Genomic DNA, 22066 nt, shown 5'->3' with positions numbered 1-22066 from the left:
GGCGAGGGCGACGCGTCGACGGCGGCTGCGAGGGACGGGCCAACGCGAGCGTAGCCGACGGACGGCAAGGGGACGTACGCTCTCATGCCGCGGCGATGCACACGAACAGGGTCACGGCAGCTCCCATCTGCGCCCGATGTGGCGCGCGTGCCGACGCGCGGCGCGGTCCGACGGCCGCCTGCCTCTCGTGCGGCCAGGCCTTTCCCCTCGAGGGAGGCGCCCCCCCGCGCGCGCCCACGGCGATGTCGCCGCTCGTTTGGGTCGGTGCAGCGCTGCTCGCCCTGTGCGTCGTCGGCGCGCTCGCGGGTGTCGCCTTCGTGGCCCTCCGATCGGAACCGAGCGCGCCGGCGCCCCGCGCGACGTCGTCATCAACGTTGGCTCCGGGCCCGGTCCTCGCGGATGTGGTGGACGCGAGCCCGAGCGCCTCCACGAAGCCGCCGCCTCAGCCTCTGTCTGATGCGGAGCGCGACGAACTGGCTGGAAACTACACGTGCGCGATGGACGACACGCCAGCCTTCCCGTGCCGCGTCGCCAACGGCACGCTGGAGAAGCTGGCCGGGTCGCAGCGCTTCAAGGGACCGATCCAGAAGTTGCCCAACGGCGGCCTCGCCTTCAGCGGCACCTTCTTCTGCCCCTTTGGTGGCTGCACGCATCCGGTCTCCGCGACCTTCGTGCGGCAAGGGCCGGGTCGCTACATTGGGCGATTTCCCGTCAACGGGCCCGAGGCCCGGGCGGCCGGCGGCGGTCCCGGCGGCGAACGCGTCGTTCTCATCAAGGTGCGCTGACAGTCGCAACAACAACGCTCGCGCCGAGCTGCTCGGCCGGCCTATACTGCTTTGATGGTTCGGCGCCTGCTTGGGTCGTCGGTGCTCGCCCTGCTGCCCGTCGCCGGCTGCTCGCTGCTCGTGGACGCGGCGGGCCTCGATGGCGCCGGCGGCCCTCGCGAAGGGGCCGTCGATGCTTCGCTCTCGAACGACGCCCCTGCCACCGATGCCGCTGTTGGCGAGCTCGATGCCGCTGCGTCGGAAGTCGGTGGCAACGCAGACGGTGGATCTCCCGACGGTCGCGCTGGCGATGGGGGCTCGCGTGAGGCAGGGCCCACCGACAGCGGACCGGCCGACAGCGGACCGGCCGATAGCGGTCTCGACGCGGGGCTTCCCGTCGAAGGGGGGAGCAAAGACGCGGCCATCGGCCCTTCGACGCCAGGTGAGGTTGCGTGCGGAGCCGGCTGGTGCAGCGTGTCGACAAACAAGTTTTGCTGTGGCGACTTCTCATCGCCATCGGCCAACTGCGTCGCGGCCTCAAACACCTGCGTCGCGAAGAGCGAACTTTATTGCGATGAAGCGCCCGACTGCAGCCTCGGCGCGTCTTGTTGCTTGGCGCCCGACGCCTACGAGCCAACGGTTCCGTCGGCCGAATGCAAGGCCGTGTGTGCGGGCACCGACAAGGCGACGCTCTGCTCGTCGGACTTCGACTGCGCCGTCGGCGTCTGCGAGCCGATCGTCTGCAAGGGACGCGTGATGGCGACCTGTCGCGGCGTCGTGCCTCCCGTCTGTCTCTGAGCCGCGTCTTTCACCTCTGCCCACCGCGAGCGCGCGTCGATAGTCTGGCGAGCCATGAGCCAAGACACGCTCGCGCGCCTCTTCAAGACCGCCGCGACGCTCGCGGCGAAGGGTGAGCTCAACCTGGGCGCCAAGGCCTCGGCGTCGGACGTCACCTCTGCCGAAGCCGAGCTCGGCCGCGCGCTGCCGGCCGAGTACGTTCGCTTCGTAACCGAGGTCGGCGCCATCGGCGACGTGACGCCGCCGGACTTTCACGGGTGGTCGAGCGATCTGCGCCAAATCTGGGGTCCCAATGACGCCATCCTTGAGACGCGCCGCGTGCGCGCCGAGCACGGACAGAGTGGGCGGCATGCACGCTACGTCAACGAGGCGCTCTTCTTCATGCGTTGGCAGCGCACCCACCAGATCTACGGCCTCGATGCCGAGGGGAGAGTACGGATTCTCACGGAGCATCGGCCCGGGACCATGTTGCGGGTCGAGGCGCCTTCGTTTGCTGAGATCGTCTCGGCGCGGTTCGGCCCGCTCTTGGAAGACCTCGGCGAGGCCACAGACCTTGGCGAGCGAACGGATGTGAGCCTCGATCTCGAAGGGTTGAAGGGCCCGATCAAGGTCGACGACCTCCGCGCCGTGGAGCGGCTCACGCTGTACGGCGTCAACGACGGAGAGAGGCTTGCGCCTCTCGGAAAACTCCCCGAGCTCCGCGAACTCATCATCTACGGCGGCGACTGCGTGCTGCCCGACGCGCTGCTGTTCGCGCCGAAGCTCCTGCGCATCGACCTCAGCCACGAGATGAAGGACCGCTACGGCGCCGGCCTCAACGGAGTTCTCAAGTGGATGCGCGAGACGAACGTGCCGCCGCGGGCGCGTGCCTTCTACGTGCGTCTCTTGGCCGACGACCCGGCGCTCGAGGAGTCCGCAAAGACCGACGCCCTCTTGGCCGCGCTCGACGCGCCCAACGAGTCCATCGCGAAGACCGCGTTGCGTCTCCTCGCGGCCCACCTCGAAGCGCCGCGCAGCCTCAAGGGAGCGCGCGTTCTCGTTCTCGGAAAGCCCATGACGAAGGCCTCAGCCCTCGGGACGCAGCTCGCCGCGGCCGGCGGCGCGCTCGAGAAGAAGCTCGGCCCAAAGACCACGCACGCGCTTCTCGGTATTCATCCGCGGGCGGCGCTCAAGGCCGCTCGCGCCGCGAACGTTCCACTGGTTCACGAGACGCATCTCGTCCGGCGACTCGACGCGAAGGGTGTCCGCCACCTGGCCAAGAAGGACAACGGCGAAACGGCGACGCGCCTAAGGGAGCTGCTGCTCTCTTCCGACGCCGCCAACATGGCCCTGGCCGTCTCGATGATGGAGCAAGGCGGCGTCCCCGACGGCGTCCTCGAGGCGATGCTACTCGTCCTTCAGAACCCCAAGACGCCGCCGCTGACACGCAAGGCGGTTACGGACCTCGCGACGCAGAAGCTCCCCACGTTTCCGAAGGTCGTCAAGGCGGTGCTTTCGAGGACGAATCTCTTTCAGTCGGGGGCGACGAAGCTCGCGGAGCGCCTGAAGGAGCTCGAGGAGAAGAGCGGCGGAGCCATCTCGGGCCGAGTGCTCGCGATGGACCTCATGGGGCGAGACGACGACGACTACTTCGAAGCCGGCGAGCTCTCGTCATCGCGTGCGTTGCTCTTCGCCCTCGAGACGAAGGACGCGGACTTCGCACTCAAGGCTCTCGAGCGGGCTCGCCAGGGCGACGGCATTTCCTTCGGGGGCCTCGAGGCGCGCATCGGCCCCGCGGTGGAGACGGCACCGCTGGCGCGCATGAAGGGCATCAAGCGCGTGGGATTCGCGTGGGCCTACCTGAAGAAGGTGCCCGACGCCCTCCTCAGCCTCACGGACCTTCGTGTACTCACGCTCGACGACAATGACCTCAAGTCGCTTCCCGACGGCCTCGCACGCCTGACCAAACTCGAGGAGCTGTCGCTGTCGAGCAACCGCATCGCGGAGTTTCCTGAGGTCATCACGCGGCTTACGGCGCTCAAAGTCCTTGAGTTCGGTCAGAGCGAGACGAAGCCGAAGCTCCGCGGCCTTCCCGAGAGCATCGGCAAGCTCGTGAATCTCGAGAAGTTGGATTTGCACGGTCAGGCGCTCGGCGAGCTGCCCGAGGCCCTCTTGACCTTGCCGAAGCTGAAGGAGATCGACCTCACCGGCGTGAAGGTCGACGCCGCGAGAAAACGCGAGGTCGTCGCGGCCCTCAAAGCACGACGTGTCAAAGTGAGCGCGTAGCCCTACCTTACGGGTGAGATGGAAGAGGAGGCTGCGGTCACGCTCGCGGACGCGCTGCGGGGGCGTCGCGTCGTCGCCTTGACGGGCGCCGGCGTGAGCACCGAGTCGGGCATTCCGGACTACCGAAGCCCGGGCGCATTGGCGCGGCCGCGTCGACCCATTCAGGGGCCCGAGTTTGTGCGTTCGGCCGCGCTGCGCCGTCGTTACTGGGCGCGCGCCATGGCCGGTTGGGAGCACTTCGGCCGCGCCGAGCCGGGTCCGTCGCACCGCGCCCTCGCTAGCCTCGAATCGCGGGGCTTGCTGTCGAGCGTGATCACGCAGAATGTCGACCGCCTCCACCACCGCGCCGGGAGTCGGCGCGTGACGGAGCTTCACGGCGCCCTGGCAGAGGTCGTTTGCCTCGCCTGCGGCGCCCTCGAGGATCGGCACGACGTCCAGCGCCGCATGCGCGAAGCCAACGCCTCTTGGCTTGACGGTCCGTCGCCCATGGCACCCGACGGCGACGCCGAGCTCGCCGAGCAGGTTGTCGAACGGTTCGTCGTTCCCCTGTGCCTGCGCTGCGGCGGCGATCTCAAACCCCGCGTTGTCTTCTTCGGCGACAAGGTCCCCGCCGAGGTCACCAAGGAAGCGTTCGACCGGCTCGCCGAGGCTGAGACGCTTCTCGTCCTGGGAACGTCGCTCGCCGTCTTCTCCGGCTACCGCTTCCTCCTCCGCGCGTCGGAGCGAAGAATGCCCATCTTCATCGTCAACCGCGGGCCCGTTCGAGGCGAGGAACGCGCCACGCGCAAGCTTGAAGGCTCGACCGGTGCCGTTCTGGCGCGGCTCGCCGAGCTCCTTGCCTGAGGCTACTCGTACATGACGTACTCGGGCTCCGGCGACAGCGCCAGCACTTCGTCGGGTGTCATGAGCTTGCTTCCGCGCTGCGTGTCTTCGTCGAAGAAGAGCTTGAACCCCGCGTGCACGATCGGCGGCGTCGTCTTCATGAGGAACTTGTACGTGACGATCTTGGCGGCCTTGGGGCCGAGCCCATCGACGCTCTTGATGAGCACCACGCCGGGAAACTCCTTGAGCGCCGCGTCGTCTTTGAAGACGTAGTCATTCATTTGGTGAAAGACGAGCGCCTTCTCCGGCAGGTCGTGCTCTTTGACGAGCTTCGACATGTATTCGGCGACCTCGTTGACCGTCGGACCGTTGGACTGGCCGTAGTAGACGCCAGGCTTCTGCTTCGGCTTCATGGCCCACTCGGGGTCGAGCGCGATGCCCACATCGGGCTCGCGGAGGAAGCGCTCAAAGAGCTTCACTTCCGTCATGAAGTCCGAGTGACCCGGCTGCACGTTGAGGAGGAGCAACGCCTTGGCTTCGCGGGCCGCCTTCAGGTACGCGTCGATGACCGATTCCGGGACCCGCCTACGGTACTTGCCGTCGGGGCCTGCGATGCCCTGCACCACCACAGCGATCAGCTCGAAGACCGGGAGCACCTTGCGACCGTTTTCGTACTTCTTCGCGTAGGTCGCGAGCTCCGCGGCGCGTTGTGACAAATTTCCCATGAGCTTCCCGAGCGCCGGTGCGCCGGGGGTTCCGCAGAAGCCCACGAGGCGGTGGGACGGGAAGATCTCCCGGCCGCCCATCGGGAGCTGGGGGCGCGTCTTCTGCGGCGCGGGCGTCGGGGCTTCTGCCGGCGGTGCCGCAAGCATCGGGCTCGCGGGAGGCGCGCTCCTCACGCAGGCCGCTAGGGCCGAAGCGACGGCGAAGAGCACGAGCGCGCAACGCATCGCGCCATTGTGCCCGATTACATGGCGAGCGTGCCGGCCAAGTCGAGGGCGCTGACGATACCGACGAGGTGACCGCTCTTCACCACGAGGATGCGCCGCACGTCCATCGCGAGCATGTACGCGGCGCCGCGATGCACGGGCGTGTCATCGTCGAGGCAGATGGTCTCGTAGCTCATGACGTCTTCGACAGGCTGAGCGCGGAGCGCTGCGGGGAGCTTCCGCGACTGCAGCGCCTCGCGATGCGTGAACACCCCGACGGGACGCGAGCCGTCCTTGACTACGAGCCCGTGGACTTGCGCGCGGCCGAGCAGCGCGACCGCCTCGTCGACGGTGTCGCCGATGTCGACCGTCGCGAGGGCGCGGACCATCAGCGCGGAGAGCAAGAGGTCACGTGGCCGGGCCTTCACATCATTGAGCAAGTCGCGCGGCGTGAGGACGCCCTCGACGGTGGTGCCGTCACCGACCACGAGTCGATGGATGCGCTCCTTCTGGAAGAGCGCCGCCGCCGCCGCGAGCGTCGCGTCACCGTTGATGGTGACGACCGGCCTCTGGGCCACGTCGGCTGCGAGCCGCGGCCCTTCGTTCGGGCCGGGTGTTCGAGCGAGCTCCGCGACGAGGTCCGTCGTTGACACGACGCCGACGAGGCGGCCCTCCTCCGTCACGGGAACGGCCGAAATGTTCTTCGAAAGGAGGAGCTCGGTGAGGTGCGTCACGAGCTCCCTTGGCCCGACGCACTGAACGTCGACCGTCATGCGTGAGCGAACTGTGGGCATGCCCGGCGCGGAGTCGATCGTCATGTTGTGCCTCAATAGGTTTCCGCGTGGAACCGCCCCTCGCGGCGCAAGCGTCCGAGCAGCGTCTCCCAGCTCAAGCCGGCCTTCGTGCTGACGTCCGCCAGCGCATGCATCACGCCCTCCTCCATGCGCGTGTGCCCACACAAATAGACGAAGGTGTCGTCGTCGGCGAGGAGCTTGGCGACCGCATCGCCGCGGGCGCGAATGCGGTCCTGGACGTACTCTTTGGGTTTGTGGGGGAGGCGAGAGAACGCCAACTCGACGTCGATGAGCTCGCGCGGGAGCTTCATGAGCGGGCCGAAATATGGGAGCTCCTCCGGGCGCCGCGCCCCAAAGAAGAGTGCCAGTCGCACGCCCTCGTCGAGGCTCGCGCGCCGTCGCCGCCTCTCGGTCATCGCCCGCATCGGTGCGGCGCCCGTTCCGGTGCAGATCATCAGGAGCTTCGCGCCCCGGTGATTTGGCATGAGGAACGTGGTGCCGAAGGGACCCGTGACGCGGACCTGATCGCCGCGCGCACGATCGCAGAGGTAGTTGGAGGCGACACCGTGCACCGGCAAACCGTCGGGGCTGGTGGTGACGCGCTTCACAGTGATGGCGAGGTTGTTGTGTGCCGGTCGCTCCCCATCGCGCGGGCTCGCGACCGAATAGAGCCTTACGTGGTGAGGCTTGCCGGTCTTCGTGTCGATGCCCGGCGGTACGATGCCGATGGATTGGCCTTCTAACACCGGAAAGGCCGTCTTGCCGAAGTCGAGGACGATGTGGCGAATGTCGCTCGAGGCGTCGTCCGCCGTGAGGCGGTAGTTGCCTGTCACAGTGGCCATGGCAGGCTCGTCGATCGCGTAGAGCCCCACGTACGGGTGCGCGGCCGACCACGGCGGCGGCACGCGACCGCCTTCGGCGCGGCTGGCTGCGGCCGACATCGTGGCGACGTCGGCGGGGATCACGGAGGACGTCGCTGAAGGGGCCTCGTCCTGCGGAAGAGCCTCCCACTGGAGCTGGGCCGGCACGGAATGGGGCACGGCGACCTGGCGCCAACTGTCGATGGCACCGGTGGGGCAGGGCGGCAGGCAGTCGCCGCAGCCGTCGCAGGCTTGAAAGTCGACCGCGTAGTTCTGCCGATCGTGGGAAATGGCGTTCGTCGGGCAGATCTCTTCGCAGGTGTTGCAGCGAATGCAGACCTCCGGATCGATCAGGTGCTGACGCGCGAGCGACATCAGTGGAAGCGCACGTATTCGAAGTCGCTGGGCTGGTTGTTGATGCCCCGAGCCGGCGGCGCAATATAGCCCGCCATCTTTCCCGGCTCGGCGACGCGGCCCATGAGGGATTGGACGAAGGCGTGGTCGTCTTGGCTCGGAAGCCACGCCCGAGACTGGTGCGTCCATTCGGCCTCGGAGACGACGCGACCATCGGGGCTGACGTGAGCCCCCGCGAAGGTGCCGATCTTCCGGTTGAAGGCCTTGTGGGGGAGCTTCAGGCGCATCTCGAAGCCGGCCTTCTCGATGATCTTGTTCCAGCGATCCACACCCCCTTGGCAGTCGGTGATGTAGTCGTCGCGGAGGCGCTCGTTCAGCGTCTGAAGCGCGTTGCCGTGCTTCGAAACGAGCTTGTCGCCGGCGAGGTCGAGCAGCGGATACTCGTCGTTCACGAGGACGTGATCGTCGTGGAGCTTGCTCTCCTCGAAGCGCCCCTTGATGCCCATGCTGTAGAAGGTCGCCGCGTTCGACGACACCTCCGAGCCGTAGAGATCGAGCGTCACAGAGAAATGAAAATTTAGGTAGCGCTGCAACGTCTCGAGGTCGATGCCGCCTTGCCCGCGGACCTTTGCCGGGTCGGTGGTCTTCGCCTCTTTCATGAGATCGCACGTGCGCTGAATGATGCGACCGATGCCGCTCTCACCGACGAAGAGGTGGTGCGCCTCTTCCGTCAGCATGAAGCGCGTGGAGCGTGCGAGCGGGTCGAAGCCAGACTCGGCGAGCGCCGCGAGCTGGTACTTCCCGTCGCGGTCCGTGAGGAAGGTGAACATGAAGAACGACAGCCAGTCGGGCGTCTTCTCGTTGAACGCGCCGAGGATGCGAGGCTTGTCCGCGTCGCCGGACCGTCGCTCGAGGAGCGCTTCGCCTTCCTCCCGGCCGTCACGACCGAAATGCGCGTGCAGCAGGTAGACCATCGCCCAGAGATGCCGGCCTTCCTCCACGTTCACTTGGTAGAGGTTGCGAAGATCGTAGAGGGAAGGGCACGTGCGCCCGAGGTGACGCTGTTGCTCGACGCTCGCCGGCTCCGTATCGCCTTGCGTCACGATGATCCGTCGCAGCGTGCTCCGGAGCTCGCCGGGGACCTCGTTCCAGACGGGACGCCCCTTGTGGGAGCCGAAGCCGATCGTGCGCCCCGGCTCGGGCGGCGTCAGGAAAATCCCCCAGCGGTAGTCCGGCATCTTGACGTAGTCGAAGTGGGCCCAGCCCTTCGCGTCGACGCTGACAGCGGTGCGGAGATACACGTCATAGGCGGGGCTTCCCTCGGGACCCATGTCGCGCCACCAGTCGAGGAACTTCGGCTGCCAGTGCTCGAGCGCGCGCTGAAGGACCTTGTTCTGATCGAGGTCGACATTGTTGGGTATGCGGGAGCTGTAGTCGATGGCCATCGTGCGCGTCGCCGCAGCAAGAGTCGTGCACAGTTCGCGCGGCTCGTCTTTTTCGCGGAAGGGTCGCGCGAGGCTGGTGCAGCGGTTGCGCCGGAGGCGCACGACGTGCGCGCCGTCGATCGACTTACCGTCGAGCCATGCCGTCGCGAAAGCTCGGATACCGAAGGGTGACGCCGAGCGCCTCGAGGGCGCCGCGCCCGTCCACGCGGCGGTCGCCCCGCAGCGTCTCGTGCACCATCGCCGCCGGAACCGACGGCGGCTGCGAGACGCCGTACGTTTCGACGATCCAATCGACCACGTCGCGCTGCCGAGCCGGCTCGGCATCTCCGACGACGAACGTTCGTCGCGGAGCCTGCGGAGCCGCGAGCGCGAGCGCGGCGAGGTCCTCGACGTGAATGCGCGAGGTGGCGCCGCTGCCGTCGCCGGCCACCTTGTGCAAGCCCGCCAGGACGCGCACATGAAGCCCCCGCTCGGGACCGTAGATGGCGGGGCACCGCAAGATCGTCGCGCCCAGCCTTCGCCAGGCCTCCTCTGCCGAGAGTCGCAGCGCGGCCGCTGGCGACGGTGCCTCGGTCACCGGTGTCTCATCGTCGACGACGCCGCGGCGCTCCCCGTAGACGACCGTCGACGAGAGGTAAGTCACAGCACCGAGCCGTGCCTTCGAGAGGGCGTCGGCGACGTGCTGGTCGGTGGTGCCATCGGGGAAACGTGACCACGACGTGCGTCGTCTCGTCGGCCAGCGCGAGCACGCGGCTCGCGAGCTCGTCGGTTCGCTCCGCGTCGAGGCCTCGCGCTTCGAGCTCGGCGCGGCGGACCTCGCGACGCACGAGCCCCAACGAGCTCTCGCGGCCTCTCGCGGCGAGGATGTGTTCGCCCGCGTAGCCAACGCCGAGCACGAGGAGCCGCCGTCGCATCGGCGTCGAGCATGGCACGTGCGCGCCCTCTCGGGAAATGCAAGCCTCCTTGTGGTCAGCCGCTGCCGGGCTCCGTGTAGACTGCCGGCATGAGCAGCGACCCCGATCGTGAACTCAAGGGCTCCGAGGTTCGTCTCTGGCGGCTCATCGAAGAGCGAGCAGCGGATGGAGCCAATGTCGCAGACATCGATCGGCGCATTTGGGACCTCTTCGGCGAGACGTGGGCTGTGGTCTTCACCGATCTGTCGGGCTTCAGTCGTCGCGTCGCTGCGTTCGGCATCACTCACTTCTTGCAGGTGATCTTCGAACAGAAGCGTCTCCTCTTGCCCATCGCCGCCGCCCACGATGGCATCCTCATCAAGGTCGAAGCCGACAGCTTCCTCATCATCTTCAAGCGAGCTGATAGCGCGCTCCGTGCGTGCATTGCGATGCAGAAGGCCTGCGCCCAGTACAACCAAGACCGAGCTCCCGAGGAGCAAGTGCTCTTGTGCCTCGGCATCGGCTACGGACCGCTCTTGCGCATCGGCGACACCGACGTCTACGGACAAGAGGTCAACGTGGCGTCGAAGCTGGGAGAGGACATTGCGCAGGCTCGCGAGATCCTCGTGACGGATGCTGTGCGGGTCGCCGCCGCGGCGGTGCCCGGCGTTACCTTCGAACCGCTCGAGGTCGTGGTCGCAGGGGCCGAGAAGACCTTTCGCGTCGTGGCGGCGCCGACGTAGCCCGCGCACGAGCAAACGCCGCCTCCCGGCCGACCGGTCGGGACAGGCAAGGAGCCTTCCGATACGCTGGCCAGCGAGTGTCCTCTCTTGGCGACAAGCTGCGCGCGTTTCCGCTCTTCAAAGACGCGCGTCCCGAGACGCTCGAGCGCCTCTCCACGGCGACGCACGCCGTAAGCCTCCGGCAAGGCGACGCGCTGTGGCGCCGGGGTGACGAACCGACGCACGCCGTGCTCTTGCTCCGAGGTCTCGTGGAAGTGACCCGCGTCACGCCCGATGGCGAAGAGGTGGCGCTCGCCCTATTCGGTCCCCGCGAGTGCCCCGGCCTCTTCGCCGTCGTCGACGGCAAGGTGTTTCCCGCTGGTGCGCGCTGCCTGTCGGAAGAGTCCGAAAGCCTCCGCGTCGAGCGAAGAGCTCTCCTGTCGTCCCTCGAAGACGATGGCGCCGTCTCTCGTGCGATGAGCGGCGTCATGGGCCACCACAACGCGGTGCTTCGCGAGAAGGTCGACGTGCTCACAGCGGGCGAGGTGCCTCAGCGCTTGGCGACCCTATTCTTGCTGCTCACGGAGCGTTTCGGCGATGAGGGGCAGCCCGGCGAGCTTCACGTGCCCTTGTCGCTCACGAGGCGCGTCATCGCTCGCCTCGTGGGGGTTCGCGTCGAGACGGTGATTCGAGTGCTCTCGCGCTGGGAGAAAGAGCGTTTCGTCGAGACAACCGGCGAAGGGTTCTTGATCCATGGATCCGAGCGCTTGCGTCGCGAGGCGAGCGGCGCCGCGGCGGAATCGAACCCGACATGATCTAGGTCATCGCGCCCCGAAAGGGTTCCGGCGCAACGTAGGCACCAAAGGGAGGGCCACATGGCTCGAAACATCCTCGCGCGTCTCGTCGCAACGAGCGCCGTTCTGCTCCTTGGGTCTTGCTCGCAGGACCGGCCCGCGCCCGGCGGGACCGCTGGCACTAGCGCTTCGGCTACGGCCCCGGCACCCGAGGTGCCCGTCACCACGCCCGTTAAGGCCGAACTCACCTTCGCCCCCGACGTGCCAAAGGCGACAGGGAGAAGGGGGCCGGCGAAGGTCACCATCGAACTCGAGGTGAAAGAGGTGACCATGCCGATCGCCGACGGCGTCCAGTACACGTTCTGGACCTTCGGCGGCCGCGTGCCGGGGAAGTTCATGCGTGTTCGCGAGGGGGACACCGTGGAGTTCCACCTGCAGAACCACGAGAGCAGCAAGATGCCTCACAACATCGACCTGCACGCCGTCACAGGACCCGGCGGCGGCGCCACGAGCACCTTCACGGCGCCGGGGCACCAGACGCAGTTCACGTTCAAGGCGCTGAACCCGGGCCTCTACGTCTACCACTGCGCCACGGCCCCCGTGGGCATGCACGTTGCCAACGGCATGTACGGTCTCATCTATGTGGAGCCGAAGGAGCCGTTGCCGCCCGTCGACCGCGAGTACTACGTGATGCAAGGTGACTTCTATACCGTCGGTAAATACCGTGAGAAGGGCCTCCAGCCTTTCGACATGCAGAAGGCCATCGAAGAGAACGCGACGTACGTCGTCTTCAACGGCTCCGAGGGCTCGCTCGTGGGCGACAAGGCCATGAAGGCCAAGGTCGGCGAGAAGATCCGCCTGTTCATCGGCAATGGCGGGCCCAACCTCTCGTCGAGCTTCCACGTCATCGGTGAGATCTTCGACAAGGTCTACATGGAAGGCGGCATGAAGGTGCAGGAGCAGGTCCAGACCACGATGGTTCCGGCCGGTGGTTCCACGATCGTGGAGTTCACCGTCGAAGTGCCGGGCACGTACATCGTGGTGGACCACGCGCTCTTCCGTGCGTTCAACAAGGGCGCTATCGCCATGCTCAAGGTCGAGGGACCCGAGCGAAAGGACATCTACTCGGGGCAGGAGGTCGACTCGGTGTACCTGAGCGACAAGGCGCAGGGATCGTCCGGCGCGCTCGTGACGGCCGCGGCCCAGCTCGAGAAGGGAGCGCTGTCGAAGGACGCGCAGATTCAGGCGGGTAAGCAGCTCTACCTCGGCACCTGCTCCACGTGCCATCAGCCCGAGGGCCAGGGGCTCGCGAGCGCGTTCCCGCCACTCGCGAAGTCCGACTATCTGATGGCCGACAAGAAGAGGAGCGTCGAGGCGCTGCTCAATGGCCTCAAGGGCAAGGTGACGGTCAACGGCAAAGAGTACGACTCCGTGATGCCGCCCATGAGTCATATCGCGGACGACGACCTCGCCAACATCCTCACCTTCGTGCGCAACTCCTGGGGCAATACCGGCGACCCCGTTTCTCCAAAAGAGGTTGCCGACGTCCGCGCGGCGACCAAGCGGCCGCCGGGTGCCGGCCACTGACGAGGAAGAGGTAGAGGAAGGTCGTGTTGTCGCCGCTGGTTCTCACGCTCCTGGCGCTTGCGAGCGCCGACATGCGACGCGTGGGGCCAGCGGTGTATCGCCCCTTCTACCCGGCGAGCCCGAAGGAGGCAGAGATCCCGATGCCGGCCTTCGACCTCGATCGATTGCCGGTGACGAACGCCAGCTACTTGGGCTTCGTCCGGGCTCACCCGGTCTGGCGTCGCGGCTCCGTCGACCGCCTCTTCGCCGACGCCGGATACCTCGCGTCGTGGGCCTCGCCCGATGAGCTAGGCAAGGGCCTCGTCCCCGAAGCGCCGGTCGTGGAGGTGAGCTGGTTCGCTGCAAAGGCCTACTGCGCAGCGCGCGGTGCGCGTCTTCCAACGGAGAGCGAGTGGGAGCTTGCCGCCATGGCCAGCGAGAAGGCTCCCGACGCACGTGAGGATGTGGCGTGGCGCGCACGCATCGTCGACTGGTACTCGCGACCGGCGAAGGCGCTCGCACCCGTCGGGAGCACTCCACCGAACTACTGGGGCGTCCAAGACCTTCACGGCGTGGTTTGGGAGTGGGTGCTCGACTTCAACAGCACCCTCGTCAGCGCCGACAGCCGCGAGAGCGGCGACAAGGACAAAATGCGCTTCTGCGGCGCCGGCGCCCTCTCGGCGACCGACAAGACCGACTATCCGAGCTTCATGCGCATCGCCATGCGGAGCTCCCTCCGCGGCGATTACACAACCAAGACGCTCGGCTTTCGCTGCGCACGCACCGCGCCCCGCGGTGATGCCGGCGCGACAGGAAAGGGGCCGCGACGATGAGCCGAATCGGCTTCTTCTTGGGTCTCGTCCTCCTCGTCGGCTGCAACAAGTCGGTGGCGAAGTCGGACGGAGCGCCGGCTCCGGCTCCGTCGGCGTCTCCGGCGGCGATGGCGCAGGCGTCGCCCTCCGAGAGCGCGGTCGGTGTCCTGCCGACGCTCGACGTCGTTCGAGGCGTGTCGATCTACGCGCTGCCTTCGCCGTTTGTCGACCAGGACGGCGCATCGTCGAAGATCGACGCGTTTCGCGGGCAGATCACCTTGGTCGCCATGTTCTTTGCGTCGTGCCCGCAGGCCTGTCCGCGGCTCATCAACAACACGAAAGCGATCGAAGCCGCCCTAACTCCGAAGGAGCGCGAGGGGCTTCGCGTCCTGCTCATCACAATCGACCCGGAGAACGACACGCCAGACGTGCTGCGGGGCGTGGTCAAGCGTTTTGGACTCGACGCGGGCCGATGGAAGCTGCTCACGGGCAAAGACGATGATATCCGCGACGCCGCCGCGGTCCTGGGGGTGAAGTACCGGGAGATGGACGGGACGTTGAATCACTCGTCTGTCATTACGCTGCTCGACCGCGAGGGGCGCATCGACGCTCGCTACGACGGCATCGCCGACACGCGAGCCGCCGCATCGGCGCGCATCCGCGAGCTCTTGGCGAAGCGTTGACGGAGCGAGGGGCCGGGCGATGATCCATGTCATCGACGCGACGCGCCACGGGCATCACAGTAGGCAACGAATCGAGGGAGCAGGAGGTTTTGATGAAGCGCATGGATCGACGTGAGGCTTTCGTTGGGATGGCGACCGTTCTCATCGCGCCTTCCGCACTGCTCGGCTGCGGGAAGAAGTCATTGACCTGCACAGACACGGCGGGCCTCTCGGCAGACGAGGTGAACATGAGGACCGTGCTTGGGTACGTCGACTTGAGCGGCGATCCGGCGAAGCCGTGTTCGACCTGCCAGCTCTACAAGCCGGCAGCACCGGACCAGTGCGGCGGCTGCCAAATCATGAAGGGGCCGGTGCACCCGGCTGGCACCTGCAAATCATGGGCGAAGAAGGCGTAGCGCAGCCATCAGGCGTCGCGTCCTCGCCGCCCGCGGCGGGGGAGCGTCTGGCGCAGCTCGGGGCTCGGCGGCCGGCGGTGCCAGACGTGCGCCTTGCCCTCCTTCAGAAAGGGTTTCGTCCGTTCTTCCTCTTGGCGTCGCTCCACGGCGTCGTCGTCGCGCTCGTCTGGGTGCTCGCGCTGCGCGGAGTGCTGACGCCCGGCGGCGAGGGTGGCGCCCAGCTTTGGCATGCCCACGAGATGCTCTTCGGCTTCACGAGCGCCGTTATCGCCGGCTTCTTGCTGACCGCCGTCGGCAATTGGACGGGACGCGAGACGGCGACGGGACCTCTCTTGGCAGGGCTGGCGGCACTGTGGCTTCTCGGGCGGATGGTCACGGCCTTCGAGCGACACCTCCCGGCGCTGGCGAGCGTGCTCGACTTGGCGTTCCTCCCGGCGCTCGCCTTGGTCCTCGCGCGGCCTCTCTTGGCGGTCAAGAACCGGAGGAACTTCGTGATGCTCGCGGTGCTTGCGTCGTTGTGGGGAGCCGAGCTTTGGACGCACTTCGGCGGCAGTCTTCGCGGCGGCACGCGGGCCGGCGTGCTCCTCGCCGTCGACGTCGTCGTCGTGCTGCTGGTCATCATTTCTGGACGCGTCATCCCCATGTTCACGCGCAATGCGACCCGCGACGAAACCATCCGCGGTCGACCAGTGCTCGATGTGCTTTCGATCTTAGCGGTGGTCCTCGTCTTCGTCGCCGACGCATCTGGGGTCCCCGACGGCGGCACGCGCGCGGTAGCGGGAGTCGCCGCCGCGCTGCTCGTTGCACGTTCTCACTCGTGGGGTGCGCTGCGGGCTGTCAAGGTGCCGCTCCTGTGGATTCTCCACGTGGGCCACGGCTTCATTCCCATCGGCCTGGCGCTAAGGGCCGCCGGCGGCAGCGTGCCTCCCTCCGTCGGCACCCACGCGCTGACGGTTGGTGCCATCGGCTGCCTCACGCTCGGCATGATGGCGCGCGTTGCGCTGGGGCACACGGGGCGGCTGCTCGAACCGTCGCGTGCGGTCGTGGTGGCTTTCGTCCTCATGATCGGTGCCGCGCTGGCACGTGTCGTTGGTGTGCTCTTCGCCCCCGGCCGTCATGCCACGTGGGTCGCCGTCGCGGGAGTCCTCTGGGCTGCCGCGTTCGCGTTGTACTTCGTGACCTACTTGCCCGTGTGCATGAACGCGCGCGTCGACGGCAAGGCCGGCTGAAGCGAGCGGAACGGCGTCACGGTGCGTCGCCAGCCCACTCGGTATGGCGTACCCTCATCATCCTCATGTCAGCGCCGCCATCTCGGAGGGAAGGGCCCACTTCGGCGTCGCTCCGCATGAGACCGGGCGCGTTGCCGCCGGGACAACGCGTGCGGTCTCTCTTCGGCCTCGCCGGTCCAGGCGCGCCTCTCGAGCTCGAGGTCCTTGGTCGTGTTCTCCTCCACGCAGCGCTCGTGGGCCTTGCGGGGGGCGTGGCGGGGTCGCTCTTCTTCGTGGCGCTCGAGGCAGTGCAACACGCCTTGCTCGAGGTGACGACGGGCTACATACCGCTCCTGGCGCACGGGGAAGAGGTCCTCACAATCGTTCGCCGCCCGGAGTTTCGTCCGTGGCTTCTCGTCTTCGTGCCAGCGCTCGGGGCGCTGGCCGCAGGGTTCATCTCCTGGCGCTTTGCACCAGAGACGTTTGGCGGCGGAACCGACGCGATCATTTCGGCCTTCCATCACCGGGGCGGTGAGGTTCGCTCGCGCGTCCCCCTGCTGAAAGCCCTGACGACGCTGCTCACGTTGGGAACGGGCGGCTCCGGCGGCCGCGAGGGGCCCACCATGCTCATCGGCGGCGGCATCGGCTCGCTCATCGGCCGACTTCTGAGGGTAACGGAGCGGGAGCGTCGCGTGCTCCTCGTCGCCGGAGCCGCCGCCGGGATCTCTGCCGTTTTCCGCACGCCGCTCGGCGCCGCGCTGCTCGCGGTCGAAGTGCTTCATCGCGACGACTTTGAGTCCGACGCGCTCGTGCCGTCCGTGCTCGCGAGCGTCGTCTCGTACTCGGTGTTCATTTCGCTCTTCGGCGAGAGCACCCTCTTCGCGCACGGACGTTATCCTTTCATACCGGCTCACCTCCCGCTCTACGCTCTCCTAGCGGCGGTTATCTGCGTGTTCGCTGCGACCTTCTGCGGGATGTTGTCGGCGGTCGCGCGGGTAGCCAAGGCGATGCGAGTGCCGCTCTGGCTCAAGCCGGCCATTGGAGGGCTCGCGCTCGGCGCTTTTGCGACGACCATCCTGCTGCTCGTTGGCCCGTCGGTTGGCCGTGAGGGGCAGGGACTCGGCATTCTTGGGGGCGGCTACGGCGCGGCGCAGGCGGCCATTACGGGGGCCTCGTGGTTGCCCGGGGGTAGCCGTGACGTGCAGCTCCTCGTGCTGCTCGCGCTCGCAAAAATGATCGCCACAAGCCTCTCCGTAGGAAGCGGCGGGAGTGCCGGCGACTTTGGCCCATCGCTCGTTGTCGGCGGCCTCGTTGGCGGCGCATTTGGTCGCGCAGCGCAGCTCGTCCTTCAAGATCCGCGCATCGAACCGGGAGCCTTTGCCCTCGTGGGGATGGCCACCTTCTACGGAGGCATCGCCCACGCGCCGCTCGCGTCTCTCGTGATGATTTGCGAGCTTACCGGCAGCTACGACCTGCTCGTTCCGCTCATGCTCGCCGAGGGCATCGCCTTCGTGGCGCTTCGCCGGCGTACGCTCTACACAGCGCAAGTGCCGACGCGCCGCGATTCGCCGGCGCACCGCGAAGAGCTCATCTTCGACGTGCTTCGCGGCGTGCCCACCCTCGAGGTGGTGGACCGCACGCGTGCGTTCGTCGCGTTCAATCAGAAGGACTCGGCGCGGGACATCGTGCGCCAGATCGCCGAAGCCACCACGCAAGAGGTGTTTCCCGTTCGGGACAACGGCGGCATTCTCCTCGGAATGATCGACGCTGACGTGCTGCGGACGATCGCTGCCGATCGAGAGCTGGAAGCGATGACCGTCGCGGACGATCTCATGCGGGCTCCGGCGTCGGTGCGTGACACCGACGATCTCCACACGGCGCTGGAGTTGATGCTCAGCCAACATCTCCGCGAGGTCCTCGTGGTGGATGCCTCCGGTGGCATCGTAGGGCTCCTCGATGAGAGCGAGATCGTGCAGAGCTACCGGCGCCTCGCAGGTCGACGCGACCCGGCGTAGCGCTTGGGGGTGCGGGTGGCTCCGGCGAGTCACAGCCGCGCCGCGCTTGACGTGGTGGCGCGAAGCACGAATGCTTGGCGCGCATGACGAGCAAAGGGCCCGATCCGCGGGATCAGATGCAGCGGCGCGTCGGTCAAACGCTCGCCAACAAGTGGACCATCGATCGGCTCATCGACACCGGCGGCATGGCGGCGGTCTTCGCGGCGACCCACCGCAACGGCAAGCGCGTCGCCATCAAGATGTTGCTCCCTGCGTTCGCAGAGCAGGAAGAGGTTCGCGCGCGCTTCCTCCGCGAGGGTTATGTCGCCAACCAGGTCGAGCACCCCGACGCCGTGAGCGTCCTCGACGACGACGTGACGGCCGACGGCGCGCCGTTCTTGGTCATGGACCTGCTCGAGGGCGAGTCGATGGAGCAGTGGATTGAACGAAGCGCCGGCACCCTCCCGGTGCCCGACGTCTTGGCGGTGGCCGACCAAGCGCTCGACGTGCTCGGCGCCTTTCACCAGCGCGGCGTCGTCCATCGCGACATCAAACCGGCCAACTTGTTTCTGACGAAGAGCGGCGTCGTGAAGGTGCTCGACTTCGGGCTCGCTCGCCTGCGCGACGCTCCCGGCTTCGCGCAGACCGGCGCTGGCATCGTGCTGGGGACCGCGTCGTACATGGCGCCCGAACAGGCGCAAGGCAAGAGCGGTGAGGTCGAGGCCCGAAGCGACGTCTTCGCCGTTGGCGCCGTGATGTTTCGCGCCCTCGCGGGGCGCACCATTCATCCCGGCAAGACGCAAATGGAGCGTCTCATTGCGGCGATGAAGCATCGTGCGCCGTCGCTCGGAGAGGTGGCACCGCACATTCCCACGTGGGTCGTGGGCGTCGTCGACAAGGCGCTCGCCTTCGACAAGCGTGAGCGTTGGGCCGACGCCGCCGAGATGCGAAAGGCAGTTCGCTCGACGTTCGCTCAGCTGAAGGAGGAGGCGGCGCGCGTGAGGCCTGCCTTAAGCGGAGCCCCGGCGCCGCCTTCCGCTGCAGAGGCGTCGCTGGCGCTCAGCGCGATCTTCGACGCGTTGGTCGAACCGAGCATCATCGTCGATACGTCGTTCGGTGACACCGAGGCGAAAGAGGGCGAATAGAGCTGCGCTCAGACGGCGCGGCTCGTAGCGGTCCGCAACCGTGCGAGCGCAGCCAACGCCCCCGCGCGGAAGCGTTGAGCCACGGGGAATAGCGTGATGAGGGCTCGTCCCGAAGGACGCCTCGTGGGGGTCCACAACCACTGCATTCGGCGTCGGTCGAAGAAATAGCTCTCCACGTATGAGCCGACCGCGCTTCCGGTCTCGACGACGTTCGCCACCTGTTGCTCGTGCAGGTGCCGTAGCCCTTCGAGCTCGACCAAGATGCCGGGAGAGTAGTCGGCGAAGGCCTCGTCGAAGCCGATCTTGAAGGCGAAGAGCGTCTCCCCGACGAGGAAGTTCACCGACATCGCGATGGCCACGCCGTCGAGCTGGAGCTCTACAGCGTACAGTTCGCCGCGAGCCGCGGAGCGGGCCACGCACTCGGTGAAGAAGGCGCGGTCCCGCGGCGCCGCCGCGAGCGCCGTGCCGGCCGCGCCTTTCCATCCCCTCCGCTCGATCTCCATGAAGCGCGTCGCGAGCGCAGGGTCGCGTGCGAGATCCCGATGCACGTGCACGCTGACCCTGCCGCGTTTCTCGAGGTCACGCAGCTTGCGCCGGTACCCTTTGCGTCGCGCCGCCGCGAGCTCTCCGAGGTACGCGTCGAACGACGCGCGCCGCTGCAGCACTGGCCGCAGGGTCGCTTCGCGCGTCAAGAGCGGCGAGCCGCGGTGCTGAAGTTCGGCTCGCAGCAGCCGGTAGAACGGTGACTCGTCCCAGACGTGCTCGAGAAGAACGAGGTGCCAGGGGCGCTCCGGAGCCTCGATCCAGTCCCACAGGGCCCGAAGCGCCGCTGCGGCGTACGCGCCGTGCACGATGGGCTGCATCATTCGGCCGTGCGGGGTCGTGAACGTTGAGAGCGCCGGCAGTGGCACGCGCCGAGACGGCGACAGGCGCGTCACCGGCATCACCAAGACGAGCTCGCGAGTCGTGTCGTTCCAGACTGTCAGGATGCGCGTGCTTGGGCCTTCGAACTGCCGCAGCAGTGGCAGGAGGAACGCTGGCGCCACGTAGCCGTTGTCTTCCAGGGCCTCGTGCTGCAGCTTGTACAATGCATCGAGGTGAGCCTCGAGCTCGCGAACGTCCCGGAGCTCGCGCACGACGCAGTGTGGCCTGCTGCTGGGCGCGGCGACGGAGGAGGGCCGGGAGGTGGTGTGCGACGGGGGGGCTGGCGGTGGTTCGCGCATGGCACTCACAGCCCTCATGGCCGCTCCCAAGATGGCGGATCACCAAATGAGCGCGCGATGCTGCTCGCGCCGACACTGTAGGCACGCCTGCGCCGCTCTCGCGTGCTCGACAGAGGCGCGTTGGCCTGCGACGCTTCGAAGCTGGTCGCTTCATGCGCTTGGCGCGGCCGGGAAGGCAGAGATGGCGGATACCAAGGGCGGTTCGAAGCTCGATGGCAGCACCGTTCGAGATCTCATTTCACCGTGGGCCGGGGTGGCCCCCGTCGAGACCGTGGGCGGAGCTCGCTTCGCGTCGTTTGGTGAGCGCATTCGGGCGGCGTTCGTGCCGTTCATCGAGAGCTACGCCGGGGCCGAGGCTCGGAAGTGGGTGACCGCCGAGATCGCCGAACACGGCGAGCCGGGTGACATGGTCTCGGCGCTGGCGCTCGGGCACGCGCTCCTGAGTCGAATCCCCGAAGGCCCGACGCGTGAGGTGGCTCGTCGCGAGCTCGACGCCTTATTACGGGGCATCAAGATCACCAGCCTGGTGCCGCCACCGGTGTCGGCGGGGCGCGCCCCGAGGCGAGCCGACCTCGATCGGCGCCGAAACCGCTAAGGAGCGCGCGTTGTCTCGGCCGCGGGCTCGAATTGTGGCGGCGGCGGCGGCGGCAGCGTGAGGGGCGGGCACGCAGGGCAAGGCGCGGTCTTGTCTTTCGCTCTGGGCAGGTCGCTGAACGCGAAGATGAGGCTCGCCGTCATCGTTGTGTCCATGTCGGCCTTGCCCGGCAATGGCGCGTGATCGTATCGAGCGCCGAAGCCAAAACCGAAGGCCAAGCCCCCGACGATCCTTGCCGCGAGGAGCGCGTCGAAGTTCATCCGCCACCTGGTGCTCGCGATGACGCTCTGCAGGTGCTCAAGCCCCAACGTCAGCGTGACCTCTCGGTTGAAGGCGCGGCGGTAGCCCACGAAGAGGCGTGACGAGTGATCCGTTAGCGTCTTGTCGACGCGCACCGGATGACCGCCGCCATCGAGCACTGGGGTCTTGTCGCCGTCGAGCACGACGCGCGCGTCGTCGCGCCTGACGTCGTGCTGCAGGTCGTAGCCGGCCTCACCCCAAAACGCTGACGTCGTGTCCTTGACGAAGAGGACCTTCAGGCCGGGGTCAACGTTGAACCGGAAGTCGAGACCCTGGAAGCGGTCATGGCGACCGGTGAGCAAGAGGAACACGCTCGCCCGATCGATGGCGTACCGATCGTATCGAAGGCGCCCTTGGATGTTCTGCGCTGTGGCCGCGACGGGGCTCCCCGGCGCCGCGCCGTGGCCGTAGTTGCCCAGCAGGGACGCGCCGGCGGCGTTTCTTCCGAAGCGCGACTCGAACACGCCGCTCGCGGTCACGGCGAGGACGCGCGAGTTTCCGCTCGTCAGCATGCCGCCGGAAGACACAGCGATCACGGTTCCGTCGTCGGGCGCCTTGCCGACGACGGGGGCGTCGTCGGGGGCCTTGGCGGCTGGCGCCAAAGCCTTCGCGTCGGGCGGCTCCGCCGCCGTGGCTAGGGGAGCCGCCGCGAGCAGCGCCGCACCCGCAAGAAGACGAAAGCCAAGGAGCATCGCGCGAACCGGA

The 22066-nt window shown here is 67.4% G+C and carries 22 protein-coding genes; 14 read left to right on the top strand and 8 right to left on the bottom strand.

Features of this window, described 5'->3' with window-relative positions; all coding sequences use genetic code 11:
- Positions 1 to 95 precede the first annotated feature (95 nt).
- From IPG50_26580 to IPG50_26565, 4 genes are read left to right on the top strand one after another with little or no spacing between them, the layout of a single operon-like run.
- Positions 96 to 785 carry a hypothetical protein gene (locus IPG50_26580; protein ID MBK6695747.1) on the top strand — a complete coding sequence of 230 codons (690 nt, stop codon included), beginning with the start codon at positions 96 to 98 and terminating at the stop codon, positions 783 to 785.
- Between the two features lie 54 nt (positions 786 to 839).
- Complete coding sequence (locus IPG50_26575) at positions 840 to 1562, top strand: hypothetical protein (protein MBK6695746.1); 723 nt, start codon at positions 840 to 842, stop codon at positions 1560 to 1562.
- Positions 1563 to 1616: 54 nt separating this feature from the next.
- Positions 1617 to 3827: a hypothetical protein gene (locus IPG50_26570; protein ID MBK6695745.1), complete on the top strand. Its 2211-nt coding sequence runs from the start codon at positions 1617 to 1619 to the stop codon at positions 3825 to 3827.
- An 18-nt stretch (positions 3828 to 3845) separates the two neighbouring features.
- The gene (locus IPG50_26565) at positions 3846 to 4670 is read left to right on the top strand and encodes an NAD-dependent protein deacetylase (GenBank protein MBK6695744.1); all 825 of its coding nucleotides are present in this window, start codon (positions 3846 to 3848) and stop codon (positions 4668 to 4670) included.
- 2 nt (positions 4671 to 4672) lie between these two features.
- On the opposite strand, the gene IPG50_26560 is transcribed toward IPG50_26565, so the two are convergent.
- The 6 genes from IPG50_26560 to IPG50_26535 form a co-directional block, all read right to left on the bottom strand.
- A complete protein-coding gene (locus IPG50_26560; protein MBK6695743.1) occupies positions 4673 to 5440 on the bottom strand; it encodes a hypothetical protein in 768 nt (255 codons plus the stop codon).
- A 176-nt stretch (positions 5441 to 5616) separates the two neighbouring features.
- The gene (locus IPG50_26555) at positions 5617 to 6396 is read right to left on the bottom strand and encodes a CBS domain-containing protein (GenBank protein MBK6695742.1); all 780 of its coding nucleotides are present in this window, start codon (positions 6394 to 6396) and stop codon (positions 5617 to 5619) included.
- A gap of 8 nt (positions 6397 to 6404) precedes the next feature.
- Positions 6405 to 7607 (bottom strand): benzoyl-CoA 2,3-epoxidase subunit BoxA, encoded by a 1203-nt coding sequence (gene boxA, locus IPG50_26550; GenBank protein MBK6695741.1) that lies wholly within the window; start codon positions 7605 to 7607, stop codon positions 6405 to 6407.
- Positions 7607 to 9031 (bottom strand): benzoyl-CoA 2,3-epoxidase subunit BoxB, encoded by a 1425-nt coding sequence (gene boxB, locus IPG50_26545; protein ID MBK6695740.1) that lies wholly within the window; start codon positions 9029 to 9031, stop codon positions 7607 to 7609. The genes boxA and boxB overlap by 1 nt, the downstream gene beginning before the upstream one ends.
- A 124-nt stretch (positions 9032 to 9155) precedes the next feature.
- A complete protein-coding gene (locus tag IPG50_26540) occupies positions 9156 to 9674 on the bottom strand; it encodes a hypothetical protein (GenBank protein ID MBK6695739.1) in 519 nt (172 codons plus the stop codon).
- A complete protein-coding gene (locus tag IPG50_26535) occupies positions 9616 to 9945 on the bottom strand; it encodes a hypothetical protein (GenBank protein MBK6695738.1) in 330 nt (109 codons plus the stop codon). Before IPG50_26535 ends, IPG50_26540 begins: the two co-directional genes overlap by 59 nt.
- Before the next feature lie 89 nt (positions 9946 to 10034).
- Here IPG50_26535 and IPG50_26530 point away from each other — a divergent pair, with 89 nt between their 5' ends.
- The 9 genes from IPG50_26530 to IPG50_26490 all read left to right on the top strand — a co-directional run bounded on the left by IPG50_26530 (position 10035) and on the right by IPG50_26490 (position 19243).
- Positions 10035 to 10667 (top strand): adenylate/guanylate cyclase domain-containing protein, encoded by a 633-nt coding sequence (locus IPG50_26530; GenBank protein ID MBK6695737.1) that lies wholly within the window; start codon positions 10035 to 10037, stop codon positions 10665 to 10667.
- A gap of 77 nt (positions 10668 to 10744) precedes the next feature.
- Positions 10745 to 11461 carry a Crp/Fnr family transcriptional regulator gene (locus IPG50_26525; GenBank protein MBK6695736.1) on the top strand — a complete coding sequence of 239 codons (717 nt, stop codon included), beginning with the start codon at positions 10745 to 10747 and terminating at the stop codon, positions 11459 to 11461.
- A gap of 60 nt (positions 11462 to 11521) precedes the next feature.
- On the top strand, positions 11522 to 13027 hold the full coding sequence (gene nirK / locus IPG50_26520) for a nitrite reductase, copper-containing (protein ID MBK6695735.1): 1506 nt from the start codon (positions 11522 to 11524) through the stop codon (positions 13025 to 13027).
- A 23-nt stretch (positions 13028 to 13050) separates the two neighbouring features.
- The gene (locus IPG50_26515; protein ID MBK6695734.1) at positions 13051 to 13839 is read left to right on the top strand and encodes a formylglycine-generating enzyme family protein; all 789 of its coding nucleotides are present in this window, start codon (positions 13051 to 13053) and stop codon (positions 13837 to 13839) included.
- The gene (locus IPG50_26510; GenBank protein MBK6695733.1) at positions 13836 to 14501 is read left to right on the top strand and encodes an SCO family protein; all 666 of its coding nucleotides are present in this window, start codon (positions 13836 to 13838) and stop codon (positions 14499 to 14501) included. The genes IPG50_26515 and IPG50_26510 overlap by 4 nt, the downstream gene beginning before the upstream one ends.
- Before the next feature lie 128 nt (positions 14502 to 14629).
- Positions 14630 to 14896: a high-potential iron-sulfur protein gene (locus tag IPG50_26505; protein ID MBK6695732.1), complete on the top strand. Its 267-nt coding sequence runs from the start codon at positions 14630 to 14632 to the stop codon at positions 14894 to 14896.
- Positions 14897 to 14982: 86 nt separating this feature from the next.
- Complete coding sequence (locus tag IPG50_26500) at positions 14983 to 16125, top strand: NnrS family protein (GenBank protein MBK6695731.1); 1143 nt, start codon at positions 14983 to 14985, stop codon at positions 16123 to 16125.
- 116 nt (positions 16126 to 16241) lie between these two features.
- Positions 16242 to 18119: a chloride channel protein gene (locus IPG50_26495; protein MBK6695730.1), complete on the top strand. Its 1878-nt coding sequence runs from the start codon at positions 16242 to 16244 to the stop codon at positions 18117 to 18119.
- Between the two features lie 83 nt (positions 18120 to 18202).
- A complete protein-coding gene (locus tag IPG50_26490; GenBank protein MBK6695729.1) occupies positions 18203 to 19243 on the top strand; it encodes a serine/threonine protein kinase in 1041 nt (346 codons plus the stop codon).
- 8 nt (positions 19244 to 19251) lie between these two features.
- Here IPG50_26490 and IPG50_26485 read toward each other — a convergent pair whose 3' ends face one another.
- Positions 19252 to 20379 carry a GNAT family N-acetyltransferase gene (locus tag IPG50_26485; protein ID MBK6695728.1) on the bottom strand — a complete coding sequence of 376 codons (1128 nt, stop codon included), beginning with the start codon at positions 20377 to 20379 and terminating at the stop codon, positions 19252 to 19254.
- Between the two features lie 268 nt (positions 20380 to 20647).
- Between IPG50_26485 and IPG50_26480 the strand changes: the two genes are divergently transcribed.
- A complete protein-coding gene (locus IPG50_26480; GenBank protein ID MBK6695727.1) occupies positions 20648 to 21061 on the top strand; it encodes a hypothetical protein in 414 nt (137 codons plus the stop codon).
- Here IPG50_26480 and IPG50_26475 read toward each other — a convergent pair.
- Complete coding sequence (locus IPG50_26475; GenBank protein MBK6695726.1) at positions 21058 to 22053, bottom strand: DUF481 domain-containing protein; 996 nt, start codon at positions 22051 to 22053, stop codon at positions 21058 to 21060. The genes IPG50_26480 and IPG50_26475 overlap by 4 nt on opposite strands.
- Positions 22054 to 22066: the final 13 nt, after the last annotated feature.

This window comes from Myxococcales bacterium, from assembly GCA_016703425.1.
Classification (GTDB): Bacteria; Myxococcota_A; Polyangia; order Polyangiales; family Polyangiaceae; genus JADJCA01.
This window is presented reverse-complemented; position numbering and strand designations above follow the sequence as displayed.